This window comes from Streptomyces varsoviensis (assembly GCF_000718635.1).
GTDB classification, from domain to species: Bacteria; Actinomycetota; Actinomycetes; order Streptomycetales; family Streptomycetaceae; genus Streptomyces; species Streptomyces varsoviensis.
The window spans coordinates 271,740-291,169 of sequence record NZ_JOBF01000012.1; the positions used below are offsets into that span (position 1 = coordinate 271,740).

General features: G+C 71.8%; 19 protein-coding genes. 14 read left to right on the top strand and 5 right to left on the bottom strand.

Annotated features, from left to right (window positions below):
• The first annotated feature begins 11 nt into the window (after positions 1-11).
• The 10 genes from IF55_RS18510 to IF55_RS18555 all read left to right on the top strand — a co-directional run bounded on the left by IF55_RS18510 (position 12) and on the right by IF55_RS18555 (position 10,975).
• Positions 12-725 carry an HAD family hydrolase gene (locus IF55_RS18510; protein WP_245661246.1) on the top strand — a complete coding sequence of 238 codons (714 nt, stop codon included), beginning with the start codon at positions 12-14 and terminating at the stop codon, positions 723-725.
• Complete coding sequence (locus IF55_RS18515; protein ID WP_030883085.1) at positions 725-1,858, top strand: carbohydrate kinase family protein; 1,134 nt, start codon at positions 725-727, stop codon at positions 1,856-1,858. The genes IF55_RS18510 and IF55_RS18515 overlap by 1 nt, the downstream gene beginning before the upstream one ends.
• Before the next feature lie 154 nt (positions 1,859-2,012).
• Positions 2,013-2,924: an ABC transporter substrate-binding protein gene (locus tag IF55_RS18520; RefSeq protein ID WP_030883087.1), complete on the top strand. Its 912-nt coding sequence runs from the start codon at positions 2,013-2,015 to the stop codon at positions 2,922-2,924.
• A 29-nt stretch (positions 2,925-2,953) separates the two neighbouring features.
• Positions 2,954-4,003, top strand: a complete 1,050-nt coding sequence (locus IF55_RS18525) for a beta-ribofuranosylaminobenzene 5'-phosphate synthase family protein (protein ID WP_030883088.1) — start codon at positions 2,954-2,956, stop codon at positions 4,001-4,003.
• Positions 4,004-4,049: 46 nt separating this feature from the next.
• Entirely contained in the window at positions 4,050-5,033 is a 984-nt protein-coding gene (locus tag IF55_RS18530; protein ID WP_051776161.1) for a phosphoribosylaminoimidazolesuccinocarboxamide synthase, read from the top strand.
• Positions 5,033-6,391 (top strand): adenylosuccinate synthase, encoded by a 1,359-nt coding sequence (locus IF55_RS18535; protein WP_030883090.1) that lies wholly within the window; start codon positions 5,033-5,035, stop codon positions 6,389-6,391. Before IF55_RS18530 ends, IF55_RS18535 begins: the two co-directional genes overlap by 1 nt.
• Positions 6,392-6,475: 84 nt before the next feature.
• Positions 6,476-7,732, top strand: a complete 1,257-nt coding sequence (locus IF55_RS18540; protein WP_048832139.1) for an amidohydrolase family protein — start codon at positions 6,476-6,478, stop codon at positions 7,730-7,732.
• 12 nt (positions 7,733-7,744) lie between these two features.
• The gene (locus IF55_RS18545; RefSeq protein ID WP_048832140.1) at positions 7,745-8,839 is read left to right on the top strand and encodes an LLM class flavin-dependent oxidoreductase; all 1,095 of its coding nucleotides are present in this window, start codon (positions 7,745-7,747) and stop codon (positions 8,837-8,839) included.
• Positions 8,839-9,576: a hypothetical protein gene (locus tag IF55_RS18550; protein ID WP_030883094.1), complete on the top strand. Its 738-nt coding sequence runs from the start codon at positions 8,839-8,841 to the stop codon at positions 9,574-9,576. The genes IF55_RS18545 and IF55_RS18550 overlap by 1 nt, the downstream gene beginning before the upstream one ends.
• Positions 9,577-9,709: 133 nt before the next feature.
• Complete coding sequence (locus IF55_RS18555) at positions 9,710-10,975, top strand: CaiB/BaiF CoA transferase family protein (RefSeq protein WP_063763994.1); 1,266 nt, start codon at positions 9,710-9,712, stop codon at positions 10,973-10,975.
• 39 nt (positions 10,976-11,014) lie between these two features.
• On the opposite strand, the gene IF55_RS18560 is transcribed toward IF55_RS18555, so the two are convergent.
• From IF55_RS18560 to IF55_RS18580, 5 genes are all read right to left on the bottom strand, one after another.
• Complete coding sequence (locus IF55_RS18560; RefSeq protein ID WP_030883098.1) at positions 11,015-11,578, bottom strand: TIGR03086 family metal-binding protein; 564 nt, start codon at positions 11,576-11,578, stop codon at positions 11,015-11,017.
• 46 nt (positions 11,579-11,624) lie between these two features.
• Positions 11,625-12,209, bottom strand: coding sequence for a hypothetical protein (locus tag IF55_RS18565; RefSeq protein ID WP_037965211.1), 585 nt, complete (start codon positions 12,207-12,209; stop codon positions 11,625-11,627).
• Positions 12,210-12,333: 124 nt separating this feature from the next.
• Positions 12,334-12,891: an NUDIX hydrolase gene (locus IF55_RS18570; protein WP_037965214.1), complete on the bottom strand. Its 558-nt coding sequence runs from the start codon at positions 12,889-12,891 to the stop codon at positions 12,334-12,336.
• A 40-nt stretch (positions 12,892-12,931) separates the two neighbouring features.
• Positions 12,932-14,089 (bottom strand): acyl-CoA dehydrogenase family protein, encoded by a 1,158-nt coding sequence (locus IF55_RS18575; protein ID WP_048832142.1) that lies wholly within the window; start codon positions 14,087-14,089, stop codon positions 12,932-12,934.
• 15 nt (positions 14,090-14,104) lie between these two features.
• Positions 14,105-15,265, bottom strand: coding sequence for an acyl-CoA dehydrogenase family protein (locus IF55_RS18580; RefSeq protein ID WP_030883104.1), 1,161 nt, complete (start codon positions 15,263-15,265; stop codon positions 14,105-14,107).
• Between the two features lie 555 nt (positions 15,266-15,820).
• Between IF55_RS18580 and IF55_RS18585 the strand changes: the two genes are divergently transcribed.
• From IF55_RS18585 to hisG, 4 genes are all read left to right on the top strand, one after another.
• Positions 15,821-16,750 carry an isopenicillin N synthase family oxygenase gene (locus IF55_RS18585; protein WP_169767226.1) on the top strand — a complete coding sequence of 310 codons (930 nt, stop codon included), beginning with the start codon at positions 15,821-15,823 and terminating at the stop codon, positions 16,748-16,750.
• 129 nt (positions 16,751-16,879) lie between these two features.
• Complete coding sequence (locus IF55_RS18590; protein WP_037965217.1) at positions 16,880-17,617, top strand: phosphoribosylaminoimidazolesuccinocarboxamide synthase; 738 nt, start codon at positions 16,880-16,882, stop codon at positions 17,615-17,617.
• Positions 17,607-18,308, top strand: coding sequence for an SDR family oxidoreductase (locus tag IF55_RS18595; protein WP_030883111.1), 702 nt, complete (start codon positions 17,607-17,609; stop codon positions 18,306-18,308). Before IF55_RS18590 ends, IF55_RS18595 begins: the two co-directional genes overlap by 11 nt.
• A gap of 138 nt (positions 18,309-18,446) precedes the next feature.
• The gene (gene hisG, locus IF55_RS18600; protein ID WP_030883114.1) at positions 18,447-19,325 is read left to right on the top strand and encodes an ATP phosphoribosyltransferase; all 879 of its coding nucleotides are present in this window, start codon (positions 18,447-18,449) and stop codon (positions 19,323-19,325) included.
• Positions 19,326-19,430: the final 105 nt, after the last annotated feature.

Below are 19,430 nucleotides of genomic sequence, written 5' to 3' on the forward strand. Positions count from 1 at the left end.
CCGAGTTCCGTGTGATCACCCGTTGGGGGCTGAGCTTGATCGTCAACCAGTGTCTGCTCGTCGATGGGGACGACACGCTATGGGAGAACAACATCTATTTCGAGCGTGCCATCGAGGAGTTCATCGACCTCGTGTTCCACGACCGGACGACCCGCGCCGAACTGCGCGCCATGCTCGACGAGATCGAGACCGCCAACTGCAAGGTGCACGGCTACGGCGCCAAGAGTTTCGTGCGGAGCCTGCACGAATGCTATGAGCGCGTGCACGCGCAGGTCGCCTCCGTCGACCACGCGCAGGCCATCGCCGAGCTGGGCGACCGCATCCTCGACCAGGTGCCCGTGCTGATCCCCGGAGTGCGCGAGACCCTGTCCCACCTCCAGCGCCGCCACCGGCTGATCCTGCTGACGAAGGGGGAGTTCGATGAGCAGACCACCAAGGTCGAACGGTCCGGGCTCGCTCCGCTCTTCGAGGACGTCGTCGTGGTCCCGGAGAAGACCGTCGACACGTACACCACGGTGGTGGAGCAGGCCAAGGCCGACGCCGAGCGCACATGGATGATCGGCAACTCCCCGAAGTCGGACATCGTGCCCGCCCTCGCGGCAGGGCTGCGCGCCGTGTACGTACCGCACCCCGACACCTGGGTGCTGGAGCGGCAGCCCGTGCCCGAGGCCCCCGACCACCTGCTCCAGCTCGCCCGCTTCTCCGACCTGGCGGAGCACTTCTGATGGACCGCCGCCCGCGCCTGGTCGCCGTCGGGGACGCGCTCGCCGACATCGTCGTCGCGGCAGGGCCCGGCGACTGCGAGGCGCTGGGCGTCGCCCCGGGCACGGCGGCCTTCCGCGACCGCGCGGCCCTGGAGGCCGCCGTGGCCCGCCTCGCCGGCGGCGGCCCGGTGGCCCCCACCGCGGGCGGCAGCGCCGCCAACACCTGCGTCGCCTTCGCGGCGAGCGGCGGCCACGCGTCGCTGCTGACGGCCTCGATGACGGACGATCTGGGGCGGTCGATCGCCGAGGACCTGGCCGCGCGCGGCGTGCGTGTACCGCTGCCGCGGGGGTTCAGGGCGACGACCGGAGCGTCCGGCACTGTCAGTGCGGCTGACGTGGACAGTGCGGCCGACGCGGTCCGGGTGGCCGAGGCGGCCGGCCCGGTCGGCGCGGTGAGCGACTTCGCCGCGACCGGCCGATGTCTGGTGCTGCTCCTGCCCGACGGTGAGCGGGCCTTTCTGATCTGGCAGGGCGAACCATGGCGGCTGCGGGCTCTGCGGGAGGCCGTGGCCGCCTACTTCGTCCGGGACGAGCCGTGCGACGCGGTGCTCTTCGAGGGGTATCTGCTCGCGGCCGACGAGGGGCTGGAGGTGGCGCGGTCCGTCCTGGCCCGGGCCCGGGCCGTCGGCGCGGCCCGGGTGCTGGCCCTCTCCGACCAGCGGCTCGTGCTGGAGCACCGGCGACGCTTCGAGGCCGTGCTGGCGGCCGGGGTGGACGTCGTCGTCGGCAACGAGGCCGAGGCGACGGCGGCGACCGGCAGGGCGACGGCGCGGGACGCGGCGGCCGAACTGGCCCGGCGGGGCGCGCTGGCCGTCGTCACGCTGGGCCGCCGCGGGGCGCTGGTCCACGGCCCCGCCGGGCGCCACCTGGTGACCGGTGCGGAGATCGTCCCGGCTCCGAGCGCGCTCGGAGCCGGGGACGCGTTCGCCGGAGGGTTCCTGTTCGGCCTGCTCTCCGGCGCGGAGCACTCCGTGTGCCTGGCGCTCGGCACGGGCCGGGCGCGGGCGGTGCTGAAGGTCAGGCAGGCGCGCGCGCCCGTCCGCGGGCCCACCGGCGGCGCGCCGCCGATGACGTCGGCCGGTGAAATTCCTTGACCCTTTTATCTGCTGTCACGCGACCGTACTCGTATGCCTTTGGACATGACTGACGGCGGAATTCTGTTGAACAGAACGACGCTTGCTCCGACCGCACGGATGTGTTTAGCCTTACCGGGCGAGAAAACCCCTTTGTGAGAAGGAGATCGTCGACGTGACGACTACGGTTCGCACCGAAGGAATTGGTCCCTCCGCGGTTTTCGCACTCCCTTGGCTGGTGGCGGCCGAGCGCGGCTACTTCGCCGCCGAGGACATCGAAGTGGAATTCGTCAAGAATCGGGCCGAACAGACCCTCACCGAGCCCGCCGAAGACCATCAGCTCGTCGACTCCATCCGCAATCACGTGCCGTTCGAAGAGGGCCGCGTCGATCTGTACCGGGCCTGTGAATGGGGGCAGATCCGGCGGGCGCACGACAGCCGGCGGGGCGCGAAGATCATCGGAAAGCGGTCCTCCATCGCGGTGATGGCTCTGATGGCGGCGCCCGGTTCGCCGTACACCTATCCGCAGACCCTCGCGAACGCCCCGATCGCCGTCAGCTTCCACAACGGCAACCACTACGCGGCCATCCAGATGCTGGAGGGGTTTCTGACGGGCCCTGAGATCAAGACGGTCGGCTATCACACCCTCGACGGCTACCACGCCGTCAAGAAGGGCGAGGCCGCCGCCGTGGCGCTCTCCGAGCCGTGGATCGCGCTGGCGGAGAAACAGGGATTCCAGAAGGTCATCGAGACCCATTACGCGGGCCTGGAACTCGCCGCGCCCGACTTCGACCCCGCCGTGTACGCGGCCTGCAACCGGGCCATCGGCCGCGCCATCGCCGACATCAACGCCGACAAGCGCCGGTATCTGCACTACCTCATCGACTCGCTGCCGGAGGAATTCCACGGCGAGCTGACCCCGGACGACTTCCACCTGCCCCGGCTGCGCTACGCGGAGCCGGCCCCGTACACCCGCGAGGAGTTCGAGAAGTCCTACGCGTGGATGCGGCAGTGGGGCCTGATCGAATCCGGCGCGGCATACACGGATCTGGTCGTCGAACTCCCCGGCACGGACGCCCGCAAATAACCGGCGCACCACTTCGTGAGGGAGCGAACATGTCCGAGACCGACTCGCAGGAATGGGGCGTCCGGGTCCGCACCGGATGCCGCGTCAGCTTCACCCTCATCGACCTCAACGGCGAGACCGGCCGGCGCAACGGCATGGCGTCCATGGCGCTCCGCTCGCCCGGCTTCGAGGCCCTGGTCCTGCCGGCCGAGCACGACACGGTCGAGACCGACGAGAACGGGGCCGCCCACGCGGACGCCGTGACCGCGCTCCTGGAACGGCTGCGCACCGCCTGGGACGGGCCCGCCGCCCGCGTCGTCATCACCAAGGGGCTGCCGCCGCACACCGGCTTCGGCTCCGGCACCACCACCGCGGTCGCGGTCGGCCGCGCGTACGCCCAGTTCACCGGCCGGCCCATCGACGGCGCGGAGATCGCGCGGGCCGCGGGCCGGGCGGGCACCTCGGGCGCCAGCCCCAACCTGATCGAGCGCGGCGGCTTCCTGGTCGACGGCGGGCACCGCAACCCCGACGACTTCTCCGACGACCCGAAGCGCTACCTCGTGCCGACCCGGTACGCGGGCGGCGGCCGGCGGCCCCCGGTGCTGATCTCCACGCCGTTCCCCACCTGGCCGATCCTCGTGATCATCCCGAACGGCCACCAGATGCACGGCGAGGTGGAGCGCGAGTTCTTCGCCCGTACGCTGCCGATCCCCGCCGAAGAGGCCCGGCGCACCGCCCACGCCGTCCTGATGAACCTCGCCACCTCCGTCATGGAGGCCGACTACCGGGCCTTCTGCGAGGCCGTCAACTTCCTCACGTACGAGAGCTACTTCAAGCAGAAGCAGATCGGCATGCAGTCCGACCAGGTCGTCTCCCTCCTGGAGGAGGCCCGGAACGGCAAGGAGATCGACGCCATCGCGATGAGCTCCGAAGGCCCGATGTGCTACGCCTTCACCCGCCGGCCGCGGGCCGCCGTGGAGCGCCTCACCGAGCTGCGCGAGAGCGGCGTGGTGCGCGAGTTCTGGTTCAGCGGCGCGCGGAACGCGCCCGCCACCGTCGAGTGGATCCCCGCCCTCGACGACCTGTCCCTGGTCGACTGAGAGACCCCTTGGCCGGCTGAGCGGCCGCGAGCGGGAGGACAGCGCGTTGCCGAAGAGGTATTCCACGAAGAACCTGGTCGCCCGGCGGGAGCCGGAGCCCGGCCGGAGCGGGGTGGGGCGGTTCGAGTTCACCGACGACTACTCCGTCTTCCACTACGGAAAGATGCCGGACCGGATTCCGGACAAGGGCCAGGCGTGCTGCCGCATCGCGGCCTTCAACTTCGACCTGTTCGCCCGGGCCGGCATCCCCACTCACTACCGCGCCTTCCACCCGCCCAACGAGCTGGAGTTCACCCTCCTGCGCGTCATCGACCCCCAGCGCCAGCCGCTCGCCCCCACCGACGTCAACCACCTGATCCCGCTCCAGGTCATCTTCCGCAACATCATCCCGCCCGGCTCCTCCGTACTCCGCCGCCTCGCCCTGGGACGGCTCACACCGGCCGACATCGGGCTGACCGCGCCGCCCCGGCCGGGCGCCGTCCTGGACCGCCCGGCCATCGAATACACCACCAAACTGGAGGAGATCGACCGCTTCGTCGACCGCGGCGAGGCCGCCAAGACCGGCGGCCTGGACGGCGACCAGCAGGCCGCCCTGGAGGAGCGCACCCGCGCCGTGGACGAGATCGTCACGGAGCACGCGCGGAGCGTCGGCCTCGTCCACGCCGACGGGAAGGTCGAGTTCGGCCGCGACGACCGCGGCACGCTGCTCCTCGTCGACCACGCGGGCACGCCCGACGAGGCCCGGCTGCTGCTCGACGGGGCCCACGTGAGCAAGCAGGTCTTCCGCGACCACTACGCCGCGTGCGGCCTCCAGGACCGGGTCGAGGACTGGGTGCGCGAAGGGCGCCCCCGCGCCACCTGGCCCACCCCGCCGCCGCTGCCCGCCGAGGTCGTGGCGCTGGCCGCGGAGATGTACCGCTCGCTGTGCGAGACCTGGACCCGTACGCGCGTATGGGGCGCCCGCCCGCTGGACGAGGTCGTGCGGCGGCTCGCGGACGCCGTGCCCGGGGCCGGCCGGGGCGGTGCGTGATGGACCTGGTCATAGTCGGCTGCCAGGCCGGCGACGAGGGCAAGGGCAAGATCACGGACCTGGTGAGCGAGGGCGCGTACGCCGTCGTCCGCTACCAGGCCGGCCCCAACACCGGGCACACCGTCGTCGCGGACGGCGGCGAGCACCGCTTCGTACAGGTGCCCGCCGGGGTGCTGCGCGGCGCCGTCGGCGTGCTCGGCGGCGGCTGCGTCGTCGACCCGCGCTCCCTGCTCACGGAGCTGGCCGACCTCCGGGACGGCGGACTCGACATCGACCTGCGGATCAGCGAGTCGGCGCACGTGATCTTCCCGTACCACATCGCCCAGGACATCGCCCAGGACGACTGGCGCGGCGCGGAGCTGGCCACCTCGGCGGCGACCGGCTTCGCCGACGGCACCGGCCGGATCGGCACCACCCGCCGCGGCGTCGGGCCCTGCCGCGAGGACAAGGTCGCGCGGATCGGACTGCGCCTCGTCGACCTGCTCGACGCGGACCTGCTCGCCGCCCGCCTGTCCCGCATCGTCCCGCTCAAACGGGCCCTGCTGGAACGGGTCTTCGGCCGCCCGGACGGCGCGGAACCGGTGACCGCCGAGGTCGACCGGCTCGTCGAGGAGTACGGAGCGGCGGGCCGCGCCCTGGAGCCGTATCTGTGCGACACCTCCACCTGGCTGCGCCGGGCCCGGGCCGAGGGCAAGTACCTCGTCTACGAGGGCTCGCAGAGCTTCGGACTCGACCTGGAACAGGGCACGTACCCGTACGTCACCAGCGGATTCACCGGCGCCGCCGGGGTGACGGTGGGCACCGGCACCTCCCCGGCGCAGCGGTTCACCGTCCTCGGCGTCGCCAAGGCGTACATGGTGCAGGTCGGCGGCGGCCCGCTGGTCGGCGAGCTGACCGGAGCCACCGCCGAGCACCTGGTCAGCCGCGGCCGGGAATGGGGCACCGTCACCGGGCGCCGCAGGCGCGTCGGCTGGTTCGACGCCCCCATGGTCCGGCGCGCCATCGCCGTCGAGGGCATCACCGAACTCGTCCTGACCAACCTCGACGTGCTCGCCGGACTGGACGAGGTCCAAGTGATCACGGGCTACCGCGTCGGCGGGCGGACCGTGGACGCCTACCCCGTGCGGCTGCGGGACGCCGCCGCGGCGACCCCCGTGCTGGAGCGGCTGCCGGGCTGGCCGGAGCAGGACTGGACCGAGGTGGCGCACCGGGGCGCGGCGGCCCTGCCGGCGGCCGCCCGGCGGTACATCGACCGGCTGGCGGCGCTCCTGGACGTGGAGATCATCGCCGCGGGCGTCGGCCCGGACCGCCGGGACACGGTCCCGCTCTCCGAGACCTCGCTGCTGTCCGAGAAATGAGCGCGACCCCGCGTCCCGGCGGCGCACGGAGCGCCCACCAGCCGCCGCCGGAATCCGCGGACGCGGTGGAGGAGGGGACGGGACGTGGGTGAGCAGCGCGTCAACCGATGCCTGATCACGGCCGAGCGGGTCTGGGACGGCCGGGCGCCCGAGCCCGTCCGCGAGGGCTTCGTCCGCATAGAAGGCGAGCTGATCACCGCCGTCGGACGCCGCGCCGACCTCGGCGCCGACGCCGCCCGCGACACGCCCCACATCGACCTGCCCGGCGCCACGCTCCTCCCCGGCCTCGTCAACGGCCACGTCCACATGGCCCTGTCCGGCTCGGACACACCCATCCGCGACTACCGGCGCGAGGCCCGCGCCGGCGACGCCGCCCTGGCCGTACGCGCGGTGCGCAACCTGCGGTCCGCCGTCGAGTCCGGCGTCACCACGGTGCGCGACCTCGGCACCGTCGACGAGGTCGCCTTCCCGCTGCGCGCCGCCGTCGCCGACGGCCTCGTACCGGGCCCGCGGGTGCTCGCCGCCGGCCGGCCGATCACCGTGACCGGCGGCCACTGCCACTGGTTCGGCCACGCGTGCGACACCGCCGCCGAGGTCCGCGTCGCCGTCCGCCGCCAGGTCCGCGACGGCGCCGACTGGATCAAACTCATGCTCAGCGGCGGCAATCTGACCCCGCGCAGCAACCCGCTGCGCCCCCAGTACAGCGCGGCGGAGGTCCGGGCCTGCGCCGAGGAGAGCGACCGGCTCGGCGTGCCGCTCGCGGTCCACGCCTACGACCCCGTGAGCATCCGCCGCGCGGTGGACGCCGGGGCCCGCACCCTGGAGCACTGCCTGTTCGAGACGGAACGGGGCATCGAATACGACCCGGTCACCGCGGAGCTGATGGCCGAGCGCGGCATCGCGTTCGTCCCCACCATCAGCGGCGCGATGCACCGGATGCGCGACGCCGCGCCCGGCACGCCCGCGCCGGTCGCCGCGCGGTTCCACAAGAAGCAGACGCGGATCCGCGAGGTCTTCCGGAATCTGCTGGCGGCGGGGGCGCCGGTGGTCGCCGGGTCGGACGCCGGGGTGCCGCAGCGGTGCTTCGACGGCTTCCCGGCCGACCTGGCCGCCCTCGTCGGGGACGACGGCATCGGAATGACCGCACGCCAGGCGCTGGCGGCGGCGACCTCCGGGGCCGCGGAACATCTGGGAATCAGTGATACGGGCGTCCTCGCACCGGGCCGGCGGGCGGATCTGCTCGCGGTGCGGGGCGACCCCCTGCGCGATATCAGCGCCATCGTCCAGCCCATCGTGGTCCTCGCCGGAGGAGTACAGGTGCTAAGGCCCCCGGGGGCCTGACAGGAGCGGCACATGAAATTCGGGATATTCTTCGAGCTTTCGGTACCGCAGCCACTGGCGCGGGATGCCGAGATGAAGACCTACCAAGACGCGCTGGAACAGTGCCGGCTGGCCGACGAACTGGGATTCACCACGGCCTGGGCGGTGGAACACCACTTCCTCCAGGAGTACTCCCACTGTTCGGCCCCCGAGGTGTTCCTGACGGCCGCCGCCATGTCCACCGAGCGGATTCGGGTCGGACACGGCGGCGTCGTCTGCGTACCGCAGATCAACCACCCCATCCGGGTCGCGGAGCGCGCCGCCGTGCTCGACATCGTCTCCGGCGGCCGCCTCGACGTCGGCACCGCCCGGGCCTCGACCATCACGGAACTCGGCGGCTTCAGGGCCGACCCCGACAGCACGAAGATCTCCTGGGACGAGTACGTCCATGTGCTGCCCCGGCTCTGGACCGAGGAGCGCACGGCCTACGAGGGCACCACGTTCTCCTTCCCCGAACGGCCCGTCGTCCCCAAGCCCGTACAGGACCCGCACCCGCCGCTGTGGGTGACCGTCACCTCGCCGGGGACCGAGCGCGACGCCGCCGACCGCGGCATCGGCTGCCTCGGCGTGGCCGCGGCGAGCTTCAAGGAGCAGGAGGCGCGCACCGCCGACTACCGCAAGCGCGTCCAGCAGTGCGACCCCGTCGGCGCCGTCGTCAACGACCAGGTCGCCACCATGAACTACCTCTTCTGCCACGAGGACGACGCCGTCGCGAGCCGGATCGGCGGCGCCATGTTCACCGGCTTCGGGCTGCTCAACAGCCACCTGCTGTGGGCCCGCGAGGTCTACCCCACACCGGCCTACCGGTCGCTCGGCAACCTGGCCGCGGGCAGCGTCGCGCAGATCCGGCACGACGATCCCGGCGAGCGGCGCCCCATCCCCGACGGCATCGCCATCGGCAGCCCCGACCAGATCATCAAGGCCATCGGGATATGGGAGTCCATCGGCGTGGACGCCATCAACTTCCTGCTCAACACCACCGATCTGGTGCCGCAGGAGCAGGTGCTCGCGAGCATGCGGTTGTTCGCCGCGGAAGTCATGCCCCACTTCGAGAAGGAGGCCCGCTGATGCTCATCGGTACCGCGGACCCCGAGGCGCTGGCCGCCGACGCCCCGTACGTCACCTCCCTCGCCACCGAGCCCCTGGTCTGCCGCGGCGTGGAACTGCTCCAGGCCGTGTACGAGGTGCACAGCGCCGCCCGGCTCGACCTGCTGCCCCCGGCCCTGCACCCCGTGAACCCGCCGGCGATCACCCTGACGGTCCTGACGGCGCGCGAGAGCGAGGCCGGCCCGTTCGCCCTCGCCGAGACCCGGATCGTCTGCCGCAGCGGCGTCCGCAGCCGGGGCTTCCAGGTGTCCTGCTTCGTCCAGGGCGCCGCCGCCGGGCGACTCCTCGCCGACCGGTGGGGATTCAAGGCCCGCGCGGCCGAGATCGAGGTACGCCCCCGCCACCTCGGCACCACGGCCGTGGTGCGGTGCGACGGCGCGCCCGTACTCGACCTGCGGATGCTGCACCCGCAGGCCATCTCCGCCGCCGACGTGCAGTTCACCGACAGCATGCAGCTCGCCCGGACGGCGGCCGGCCACCGGCTCGTACAGGTCGAACGGGCGTACAGCATCGAGACCGTGGAGCGCGGCCGGCCATCGCTGCGCGTGTTCGACGGCGCCGCGCTGGGCGAGCCGCGACTGCGCCCGACCCAGCCCGTGTCGGCGCTCGCGCTCACCGGCGAACTGACCATCCGGCCGGTCCGCTATGTGTGCCGGGCCGACATCAGCGCCTTCGAGGGGACGGAACGAGTTGGCTGAGCAGCCGAGCCCGCGCGACGAACGAGACGAACGAGATGAACGCGACAAACGAGGCGCACGCGGTGAACGCGGCGAACCAGCCGCCCCGCACGTCGAGCCCGCCTATCTGCGCGGACACGAACGGGCGGCGCCCATGCAGAAGGGGCCCGGCGGGCCGCTGCGAGGCGTCCGGGTGGTGGACCTCACCCGCGCCGTCTCCGGCCCCTTCTGCACCATGATCCTCGGCGACCTCGGCGCCGAGGTGATCAAGGTCGAGCCGCCGGCGGGCGACCTCCCGCGGTTCGCCGGGCCGTTCACCACGGACGACACCGGGCGGCAGATCGGCGGCCTCTTCGGCAGCATCAACCGCAACAAGCGCGGCATCGTCCTCGACCTGTCCACCCCCGCCGACCGCGAGACGCTGCTCAGGCTCGTGGACACGGCGGACGTCCTCGCCGAGAACTACCGGGCGGGCGTCATGGAACGGTGGGGCCTGTCCTACGAAGCGCTCCACGCGCGCAACCCGGCGATGGTGTACGCGGCGATCCGCGGCTTCGGCGACCCGCGCACCGGCAGCAGCCCGTACGGGGACTGGCCCGCGTACGACGTCGTGGCGCAGGCCATGGGCGGGCTCGTCAGCATGACGGGCGCCGACGCGTCGCAGCCGGTGCGGGTCGGCCCCACCATCGGCGACCTCTACCCGGCCGCCCTCTCCGCGATCGGCATCGTCTCCGCCGTGCTGCACGCCCGTCAGACCGGACAGGGCCAGATGGTCGACGTGGCCATGGTCGACTCGATCGTCTCCCTCTGCGAAACGGCCGTATACCGCTATTCGTACACCGGCGTCGTGAGCCGGCCCACCGGCAACAGCCATCCGCAGCTCGTGCCCTTCGACATCTATCCGACGAAGGACGGGAAATGCGCGATAGCCGCGCCGACCCCCAACCACTGGAAAATCCTCTGCGATGTCATCGGGCGCCCGGAACTCGTCGACGACGAGCGGACGAATTCCAACGGCGCCCGGGTCGCGAACGCCGAATTCGTGCAACAGGCGGTGACGGAGTGGACGGCCGAACGGACGACCGCCGAGATAGCGGAAACGCTGGGCGGCCGCGTCCCGGTGGGCCCCGTCAACGACGCCGCCGACCTCTTCACCGACCCCCATGTACGGGCCCGGGACATGCTCGTCGCCGTCGAGCAGCCGGCGGGCGCCCGCCCGGTGGTCTTTCCCAACTGCCCCATCCGCTTCACCTCGACGCCCTCCGGCGTCTACCGCCGGCCGCCGCTGCTCGGGGAGCACACCGAGGAGGTACTGGCCGAACTGAACTGTATAGGCAGCCCGGACAGCCCGGACAGCCCGGACAGCCCGGACGGCCCCGACGGAATGGCCCCCGGGGGCGGAGCGGCACAATCGCCGTAGCGAACCCGCCGCTCGCGGCAGGTCCTTCGTGAACCGCCTTCAGCCGCGGCGACCCGTCAGGGCCAGCAGCCTGGCCTGCGGGTCGTCGCCGGCGGCCGGGGCCGTGTCCAGCTCGGCGAACCCCCACTGCTTCAGCATCTGCGGCCGCGCGTCGAAGATCGCCGTGCACGCCTCGACGAGCTCCGCCGGCAGCCGGGGGTCCTGCCCGGCCGCCGTGCCGATGTCCCAGCCGTGGATCAGCACGTCGATGAACCGCTGCCGCGCGTAGACCCGGCCCGGCCGCTCCCCGTACGACAGGGGCCACAGCCGCTCCATCGCGCCCTCGGCCGCGAACGCCTCGGCCGCGGCGGCGGCCGACGCCTCGTAGGCGCTGACCGGATCGTCCCGGAGCAGATCGCCGTCGAGGCTTTTCCCGACCTCCTCGATCGTGCGGCCCAGGCCGAGTTCCCGGACCCAGAAATTCCCCGCCACCAGATGGTTGACGATATGCCGTATGTCCCAGCCCGGACAGGGGCTCGGCGCGTCCCATTGATCCGCACGGACGCCGCCGATGAATTGGCCGGTCGAGCGGAGCGATTCCTCGTGTAAGGCTCGAACATCCATGGCAGCACATTAGGCGATTTCCGCTGCGCTTCCCATGGGAATGACGCTATTCCCGATCCCCGGTGGTGTCGAGAATCCGCTGAATCGACCGGTCGTACGCGCAGGTGCGGCCGAACGCCTTCGCCGCCAGCGAGCGGCGGAACGCCGGGTCCACCGCCGCCACCTCGCCCCCGGCGGCCCCGAGGGCGCGCAGCACCTCGCCGTAGTCCGCCGGATCCACGACGGGCAGCACGCTCGGGAAGTTCTTGGCGGCGGCCCGCAGCATGGCCGGGCCGCCGATGTCGATCGAGTCCAGCGCCCCGGCGATGCCGTCGTCGGCCACGAGATCCTTGAAGTTGCAGGCGAGCACGTCGATCCGGGGGATGCCGTGCTGATGCGCCTCGGCCTCGTCCGACGCGTTGCCCCGCCGGTAGAGCAGCCCGCCGAAGACCGACGGGTGGAAGGCCCGCACCCGGCCGCCCATCATCTCCGGCACCCCCGACAGGTCCCCGATGACGGCCGCGTCCATGCCCGCGTCCCGCAGCAGCCCCGCGGTACCGCTGGTCGCCACGAGCGACGCGCCCAACTTCCGCAGCCCGGCCCCGAATTCCACGATGCCGGTCTTGTCCGTCACCGACAGCACTGCGTACATCCGGCCATCCCCTCCGTCGTCCTCGCACGAGCGCGACCACTCGCGGTGTCCTGGGCCGCCGGCGGACTCCGATCCCGATCCCGCGTCCGGTCTTGTTTCCGGTCCCGTCTCCGGTCTCGCGGACTCAGCCGGCGAACAGCTTCTCCACCCGGGACAGCGTCTCGCGCACATTCGCCTCGTCGATGGCCGCGTGCGCCTCGTGCGGCGTCAGCCAGCGCAGCGGCGCGTCCGAGTGCTCCGGCCGTACGGCGTCCGGATGCCCGGTGGCCAGGACGAACCGCAGGTCGGCGTGGTCGTGCGCGGGCTCCCGGCTGCTGGCCGGCACGGGCACGACCGCCGCGTGCACGATCTCCGCGTCCGGCCAGGGCGCCAGATCGCTCAGCCCCGTCTCCTCCTGCCCCTCCCGCACGGCGATGGCGAGCGGATCGCTCTCGCCCGGATCGCCGTGCCCCCCGACCAGCAGCCAGGACTCGTGGCGCTTGTGCCAGCGCAGCAGCACCCGGCCGCTGCCGGGGTGGACGATGAACGCGGAAGCGGTGATGTGCAGGGGCAGCGACCGCGACCAGGGGTCCTCGGCGGTCTCGATGAGGGAGCGGATCCGCTCGACGTCGGCGCGCTCCGCGTCGTCGTGCGGGGTGAGTCGGGCGAGCCTGTCGGCGGCTGACTGCTGTGCGGCAAACATACGACGCATCCTAGGGTCTCGGTCCGCCGCGTTTCAGGGATCACCCGGCCTCCCTCGGCAGCCCCAACACCCGCTCGGCGAGGACATTCCGCCGCACCTCGCCGGTCCCCGCGCCGATCGTCGCGCCCCGCCCCGCGAGAAGCGCCTCCTGCCACTCGCTCAGGCCGTATCCGGCCCCCTCCGGACGCACGAGCGCCGCCGCCCCCAGCACGTCGACCGCGATCTCGCCGAACCGGCGCTCGAACTCGGAGCGGGCGAGCGCCGCTACGGCCGCCTCGGCGCCGGTGTCCTTCCCCGCGGCGATACGGGCGGCGAGCCGCAGACCGGCAGCGCGCATCAGCGTGATCCGGGTGTACGCCCACGCCAGCCGCGAGCGGACCGCCGGCTCCTGCGACCGTCCCGACTTCCGCGCCTGGCGGACCAGTTCCCAGAACCGCTCCTCGAATACGAGGTGCGCGGACGCCGCCTCGTGCGCGCGGCCGTGCGAGAGCGCCGTCATCGCGGCCGCCCAGCCGCCGCCGACGCCGCCGATGACATGCGACAGCGGGGCGCGCGCCCCCTCGAACCGGACCTCGCCGAGACCTGCGGAACCGGTCAACTCCCGTACCCGGCGGACACGGACGCCGTTCGCCGACGCCAGCGGGACCAGGACCAGGGACAGCCCATCGCGGGCGGGGGAGGCCGGGGACGTACGGCACAGCACGGCGACCATGTTCGCCCGGTGCGGGTCCGCGACCCAGGTCTTCACCCCGCTGACGACGACCTCCTCGCCGCGCACCTCCCCGGCCGTCGCCACCGCCGCCAGGTCACTGCCGTGGTCCGGCTCCGAGAAGCCCAGGCAGTAGCGGTCCGCGCCGGAGACGATGCCCGGCAGGAGAGCGGAGCGCTGCGCCGGCGTGCCGTGCTCCAGGACGGCCGGCCCGATCAGGTGCTCGCCGACGCCGCGCCGGACGAGCGGGGCGCCGGCCCGCGCGCACTCCTCGGCGAGGGCGAGGACGTCCAGCGGCCCGAGCGCCGACCCTCCGTACGCCCTCGGCCAGGCCGGACAGATCAGCCGCGCGCCCAGCAGCCGCCGTTCCCACTGGTCGTACGGGCCGCCGGGGGCCGGGGCGTTGGCCCGGACCCACTCGCGGACGTACCGGCGGAACGCGCCCGCCTCGCCTCGTTGCACGGTGCCCCTTGCCCTGTCCTTCGTCATGACTTTCTCCCGGACTCAGATGCCGATGCGCTGGGCCAGCAGTTCCCGGTGGTACGCGCCGTCGCCGAGCATCAGCTCGCTGCTCTTGGCCCGCTTGAAGTACAGATGGGCGGGGTGCTCCCAGGTGTAGCCGATGCCGCCGTGGATCTGGATGTTCTCGGCGGCGGCGTGGAAATACGCCTCGGAGCAGTACGACTTGGCGAGGCTCGCCAGCGCGGGCACCTCGTCGTCGCCCTCCGCGGCCGCCCAGCCGGCGTGGTACGCCGCCGCCCTGGCCGACTCGACCTCGACGAGCATGTCGGCGCACTTGTGCTTGATCGCCTGGAAGCTGCCGATCGGCCGCCCGAACTGGACGCGCAGCTTGGCGTATTCGACGGACATGTCGAGCACCCGCTGGGCGCCCCCGGCCTGCTCGGCCGCCAGGGCGATCGCCGCGAGGTCGAGCATCTCGGCCACGGCCGGCCGGCCCCCGCCGTCGGCGCCGACGAGGCGGGCGGGCGTACGGTCGAAGCGGAGCCTGGCGAGCTTGCGGGTCTGGTCCAGGGTGGGCACGGGCGTGGCGGCGAAGCCGGGCGCGCCCCGGCGCACGGCGAACAACGACACCCCGGCCGGGGTCCGTGCCACGACGAGCACCAGGTCGGCGACGTGGCCGTCGGGGACGTAGAACTTCTCGCCGCTGAGCCGCCAGCCGCCGTCCGCCGCCGCGGCTTCCGCTCCGCCGGCCTGTGTCGCGGGGGCCGGCGCTTCGGTGGCCTCCAGGGTGACGCCGTCGGCGTCCCAGCGGCCGGAGTGTTCGGTGAGCGCGACCGTCGCGATGCGGCGGCCGGCGGCGATCCCGGGCAGGAAATCCCGCTTGGCCCTCTCGTCGTCCGTGGCGAGGAGGAGATTGGCGGCCAGCGCGACGGTGGAGAAGTACGGGGCGCAGAGCAGCGCGCGGCCCATCTCCTCCAGGACGACGACCAGTTCGGCATAGGAGTGTCCGGCGCCGCCGTACCGTTCCGGAATGGTCAGGCCCTGGAGGTCCAGTTGTTCCGCCATCTGCCGCCAGACGGCGGGGTCGAAGCCTTCGGCGCTCTCCATGAGCCGGCGGACCTCGGCCTCGGGTGACTTCTCGGTGAGGAAACGGCGTACCGTGCGCCGTAACTCCTCCTGGTCGTCGCTGAAGGGATAGCTCACAACCGCTCCCGTCGGCTCGCACAAAACACGCGGAGTAAATCTAGGGGATCGGCTCGCGGCGCGGAAGGCGGCGGAGTGGGAAAGGGATTCCCGGGCCGCGCGAAGCGATGGCCCCCCCCGGGAGCATTCTGGTGGATTCGGGGCACCGGCAAAGATCGAATACGGCCGCCCCGGCCTCCGGGGTGTGAGATTTCGCCGCTGGTCACCTGGTAATCGCGGTGCTCATGGGGTTTCAGTCAACTCGCCCTGCACCGGGTGACCTTGACTGATCGAGGGGCAATGATAATCTTTGATTTTGTGGGGCAGAACCTGCCCGGAAGCAGGCATGTCGATCGAAAGTATTGATCGCGAGCCGTTCGAAACTCGATCGTCGGCGCTGATCGGGAAATTCCGTTGCCCGGAGCGCTGTTGTGCGGGGAGCGTCGATCGAAGAGCGCCGCGCAGGACGTGCCGCGGGAAAACCGCGGGAAAAGCTCCGGTAAGAACAGTGCGAACGCAGAGAACGCCGAAAACACCGAGAACACCGAGAACACGGAGAAGAGGACCTGTGTAACCATGGACGTCACCCCGATGCGACTCAGCGGTGTCGTACCGACCGTACGGCTCGGTGCACTTCGAACGGATATGCATTCCGCCGCCAAGGAGATCGAGACCCAGCTCACCGACTGGGGGTTCATGTCTGTCGAGGTGCCCGGCATCGGCGCGAAGGTCGAAGCCATGATGCACAGCTTCGAAGCGGCCTGCGCCTCGACCGATCCCAGCCTGGCCGACTACGAGTACACCTCCGTGCCCCAGCTCTCCAACGGCGGCACACACGGCTTCTTCCCGTACCTCTCGGAGATTCCGCGGCTCGCGAAGGGCGTGCCCGACCCCAAGGAATTCATCCACGTGAGCGGCGCCCTGCTGGCCGACAAACCGGCGGGGGCGGGCGCCGTCCTCGCGGCATTCCCGGAATTCGGCGAGCGGGCCGCCGAGGTCTTCGACACCGCGTTCTCCCTCATCTCGCTGTTCGGCGAGGTCATCCGGGGCATGATGCCCGAGGGCACACCGGATTTCGATCTCTCCAGGGACGCGACCAACCTGCGGGTGATCCATTACCGGGACCTGGACGGCCGGGAGGTGCTCGCGCACGAGCATTCCGGAATCCAGCTCCTCGGCCTCCAGCTCCCGCCCTCCGACCAGGGGTTGCAGTACATCCTGCACGACGGCACCTGGGTGGAGCCGGTGATCGCCAAATCGGACCTGGTGCTCTGCAACATCGGCAGGATGTTGTCCAGCGCTTCGTGCGGCCGATTCCGCCCGTCCACCCACCGCGTGCACTGTACGTATTCGGACACCGATTACGAGCGGCTCTCGTCGGTGCTCTTCGCCTATCCGCCGCACCAGGCGCGGCAGTGGCAGATCTCGGACGAGGGGCTCACGGTTCTCGACGAGACGTGGGGGGACTTCATCGCGAACAGGTTCCGCGGCCTCGGCAGCGAATGAGCGGGAAAACAGGGAAGAAAGCGCGGGGCGGCGCCGCGCGCACGGCGGCACACCCGCGACAGGTCCGTGACATCGCCCGGTCGGCGGCGGGAAGCGCCAGACCGGCACAGGGGAGTGGGGAGCGGAAACATGCGTGAAGGCGCCGTCGATCCGACCGATACCGACGCCCTCGCCCGGCTGGCGGGCAGCGAGCCCGCCGACATCACCGGGCGCAGCAAGGAGCTGTGGCTGCTGCCCGACGGCCTGTGCCTGGTCCGGCTGATCCCGAGCCTGCGCAGCTTCACCTACGACCGCGACGAACTCGTCGACGAGACCGGCCCGCTGCGCCTCGACTTCTACGAGCGCGCGGCGGCCGAGCTGACCAAGGCCGGGGTGGAATGCGCCTTCCGGGAGCGGGTCGGCGAGAACATGTACGTCGCCCGGTACTGCCCCGCGCCGCCCTTCGAGGTCATCGTCAAGAACGTGGCGAACGGCTCGACGACCCGCAAGTACCCCGGACTGTTCCCGGACGGGCAGCCGCTGCCCCGCCCCGTGGTGAAGTTCGACTACCGGGTCGACCCGGAGGACCAGCCCATCGGCGAGGACTATCTGCGCGCCCTCGACCTGCCCGTGGACGCCATGCGCGCCCAGGCGCTGACCGTCAACGACGTCCTGCGCTCCTGGCTGGCGCCGCTGGAGATCTGGGACTTCTGCGTCATCTTCGGCCTCGACGCGGCCGGCGGGCTCAGCCTGATCTCCGAGGTGTCGCAGGACTGCATGCGCATCCGGCACCCGGACGGCTCGCGGCTGGACAAGGACCTGTTCCGCGACGGGGTCTCCGGCGCGGAGATCGTCGCCCAGTGGAAGCGGGCCTTCGATGGCATCTGACGCGCCGGTGGCGCTCCTGACCGGCACCAACCGGGGGAGCGGCCGGGCCATCGCCGCCGCCCTGCACGACCGCGGGTACCAGGTGCGCTCGCTCAACCGCACGACATCCGGCGAGAGCTGGCTGGGCGAACACCGCTGCGACCTGGCCGACCCGGCGCAACTCGCCGAGAGCGTGGCCCAGGTGCTCGCGGAGACCGGCCGGCTGGACGCCTGCGTGGCCAACGCCGTGGACCGGGTGCTGGATCCGATCGAGAAGCTGTCAGCCGAGGACTGGGACCGCATCGTCGCGGTGAACCTCACCTCCGTCTTCCACCTGATCAAGGCGGTGCTGCCGGCGCTGCGGCACAGCGGCGGGCTCTTCGTCACCATGGGCAGCAACGCGTCCACCCACTACTTCGAGGGCGGCGCGGTCTACAGCGCCACCAAGGCCGCGGTGAAGGCGCTGATGGAGACGCTGCTGCTGGAGGAGCGCGGCAACGGCGTCCGGGGCTGCCTGGTCACGCCGGGGGCCATCGCCAATCTGGAGGGCGACCACGCCCCGTACAAGATCAGCATCGAGTCGGTGGGCCAGTGCGTCGCCAGCATCATCGACGCCTGGCCCACCGACCTCGTGGTCGGCGAGGTCGAACTCCGCCCGGCCGCCCTGCCCCGCCCCCCGGTGACCGGCATCGACCGGCTGCTGCACGTATAGGGGCCGACGGGAGTTCATGGGGACCGTCGCGGGGCCGCCGTCGTGCCCGACCGCGCGGCGGCCCCGGTCATGGCCCCGGAGCTGCCGCGCTACCGAGTTGCCGAGTTGCCGAGCACAGGATGACGAACGGTGATGACCATGGTGTCTGTCGCACTCCCCACGGGCTCTCTCGAAGAGCCGACGCTCGAACTCTTCCGGGCCGCCGGACTGGCGGTGCGCAAGAGTTCCCCGCGCGCCTACCGCGCGAGCATCGACTACCCCGGCGTCGAACGCGTGGTGTTCTACAAGCCCAGGGAAATCCCGCTGATCGTCGCGGACGGCACCTTCGACTTCGGTGTCACCGGCGCCGACTGGATCGAGGAGACCGGCGCCAAGATCGAGGTCGTGCACACCTTCGACTACTCGAAGACGACCGACACCGGCTGGCGCGTGGTCCTCGCCGTCCCCGCGGACCACCCCGCCCGCAGCGAGCGCGACCTCGGCCACGGGACGCGGATCGCCACCGAGTACCCGACCATCGCCCAGGACCACTTCCAGCGGCTGGGGCTGCGCGCCGAGGTGATCCACTCGCACGGCACGACCGAGGCGAAGATCCCCGAACTGGCCGACGCCGTCATGGAAGTGGTGGAGACCGGCTCCTCGCTGCGCCAGAACAACCTGCGCGTGCTGAGCACCGTCCGCAGGTGCGGGGTGAACCTCATCGCCAGCCCCGCCGCCTGGGCCGACAGATCCGTCCGCGCCTCCGTCGAGACGCTGACCTCGCTGCTGCGCGCCGCGCACGCCGGGGCGGCCCACCTGCTGCTGACCGTCGTCGTCCCGGCGGACAGGTGGACGGAGGTCGAACCCTTGCTGCCCGCCCGCTGGTGGCGGCTGGGCGGCGGCGGCTCGGACCCCCGGCAGGAGGTCGTACAGGGCGTGTTCCGGAAGGACCGGATCGCCGAGGCGATCGCCGGACTGACGCGGGCGGGCGCGGTGGAGATAGTGGAGACGCCCATCGGCAAGCTGGCGTCGCCATGAACTGATAGAGGACTTCCCAATCGTGATGTCAAGCCGCAGCCGTGACGGGTGGTGAACCTTGGTAATACTGTCCGTCACGGATCATGGCCCACAGAACGTTGAGGC

Excerpts from the sequence above, each read along its gene's own strand:
- IF55_RS18575 (WP_048832142.1), bottom strand. The coding sequence starts at position 14,089 with ATGACGAAGGACAGGGCAAGGGGCACCGTGCAACGAGGCGAGGCGGGC.
- IF55_RS18525 (WP_030883088.1), top strand. The coding sequence starts at position 2,954 with ATGTCCGAGACCGACTCGCAGGAATGGGGCGTCCGGGTCCGCACCGGA.
- IF55_RS18570 (WP_037965214.1), bottom strand. The coding sequence starts at position 12,891 with ATGTTTGCCGCACAGCAGTCAGCCGCCGACAGGCTCGCCCGACTCACC.
- IF55_RS18550 (WP_030883094.1), top strand. The coding sequence starts at position 8,839 with ATGCTCATCGGTACCGCGGACCCCGAGGCGCTGGCCGCCGACGCCCCG.
- IF55_RS18555 (WP_063763994.1), top strand. The coding sequence starts at position 9,710 with ATGCAGAAGGGGCCCGGCGGGCCGCTGCGAGGCGTCCGGGTGGTGGAC.
- IF55_RS18595 (WP_030883111.1), top strand. The coding sequence starts at position 17,607 with ATGGCATCTGACGCGCCGGTGGCGCTCCTGACCGGCACCAACCGGGGG.
- IF55_RS18565 (WP_037965211.1), bottom strand. The coding sequence starts at position 12,209 with ATGTACGCAGTGCTGTCGGTGACGGACAAGACCGGCATCGTGGAATTC.
- IF55_RS18590 (WP_037965217.1), top strand. The coding sequence starts at position 16,880 with ATGCGTGAAGGCGCCGTCGATCCGACCGATACCGACGCCCTCGCCCGG.
- IF55_RS18585 (WP_169767226.1), top strand. The coding sequence starts at position 15,821 with ATGGACGTCACCCCGATGCGACTCAGCGGTGTCGTACCGACCGTACGG.
- IF55_RS18560 (WP_030883098.1), bottom strand. The coding sequence starts at position 11,578 with ATGGATGTTCGAGCCTTACACGAGGAATCGCTCCGCTCGACCGGCCAA.
- IF55_RS18545 (WP_048832140.1), top strand. The coding sequence starts at position 7,745 with ATGAAATTCGGGATATTCTTCGAGCTTTCGGTACCGCAGCCACTGGCG.
- IF55_RS18535 (WP_030883090.1), top strand. The coding sequence starts at position 5,033 with ATGGACCTGGTCATAGTCGGCTGCCAGGCCGGCGACGAGGGCAAGGGC.
- IF55_RS18515 (WP_030883085.1), top strand. The coding sequence starts at position 725 with ATGGACCGCCGCCCGCGCCTGGTCGCCGTCGGGGACGCGCTCGCCGAC.
- hisG (WP_030883114.1), top strand. The coding sequence starts at position 18,447 with ATGGTGTCTGTCGCACTCCCCACGGGCTCTCTCGAAGAGCCGACGCTC.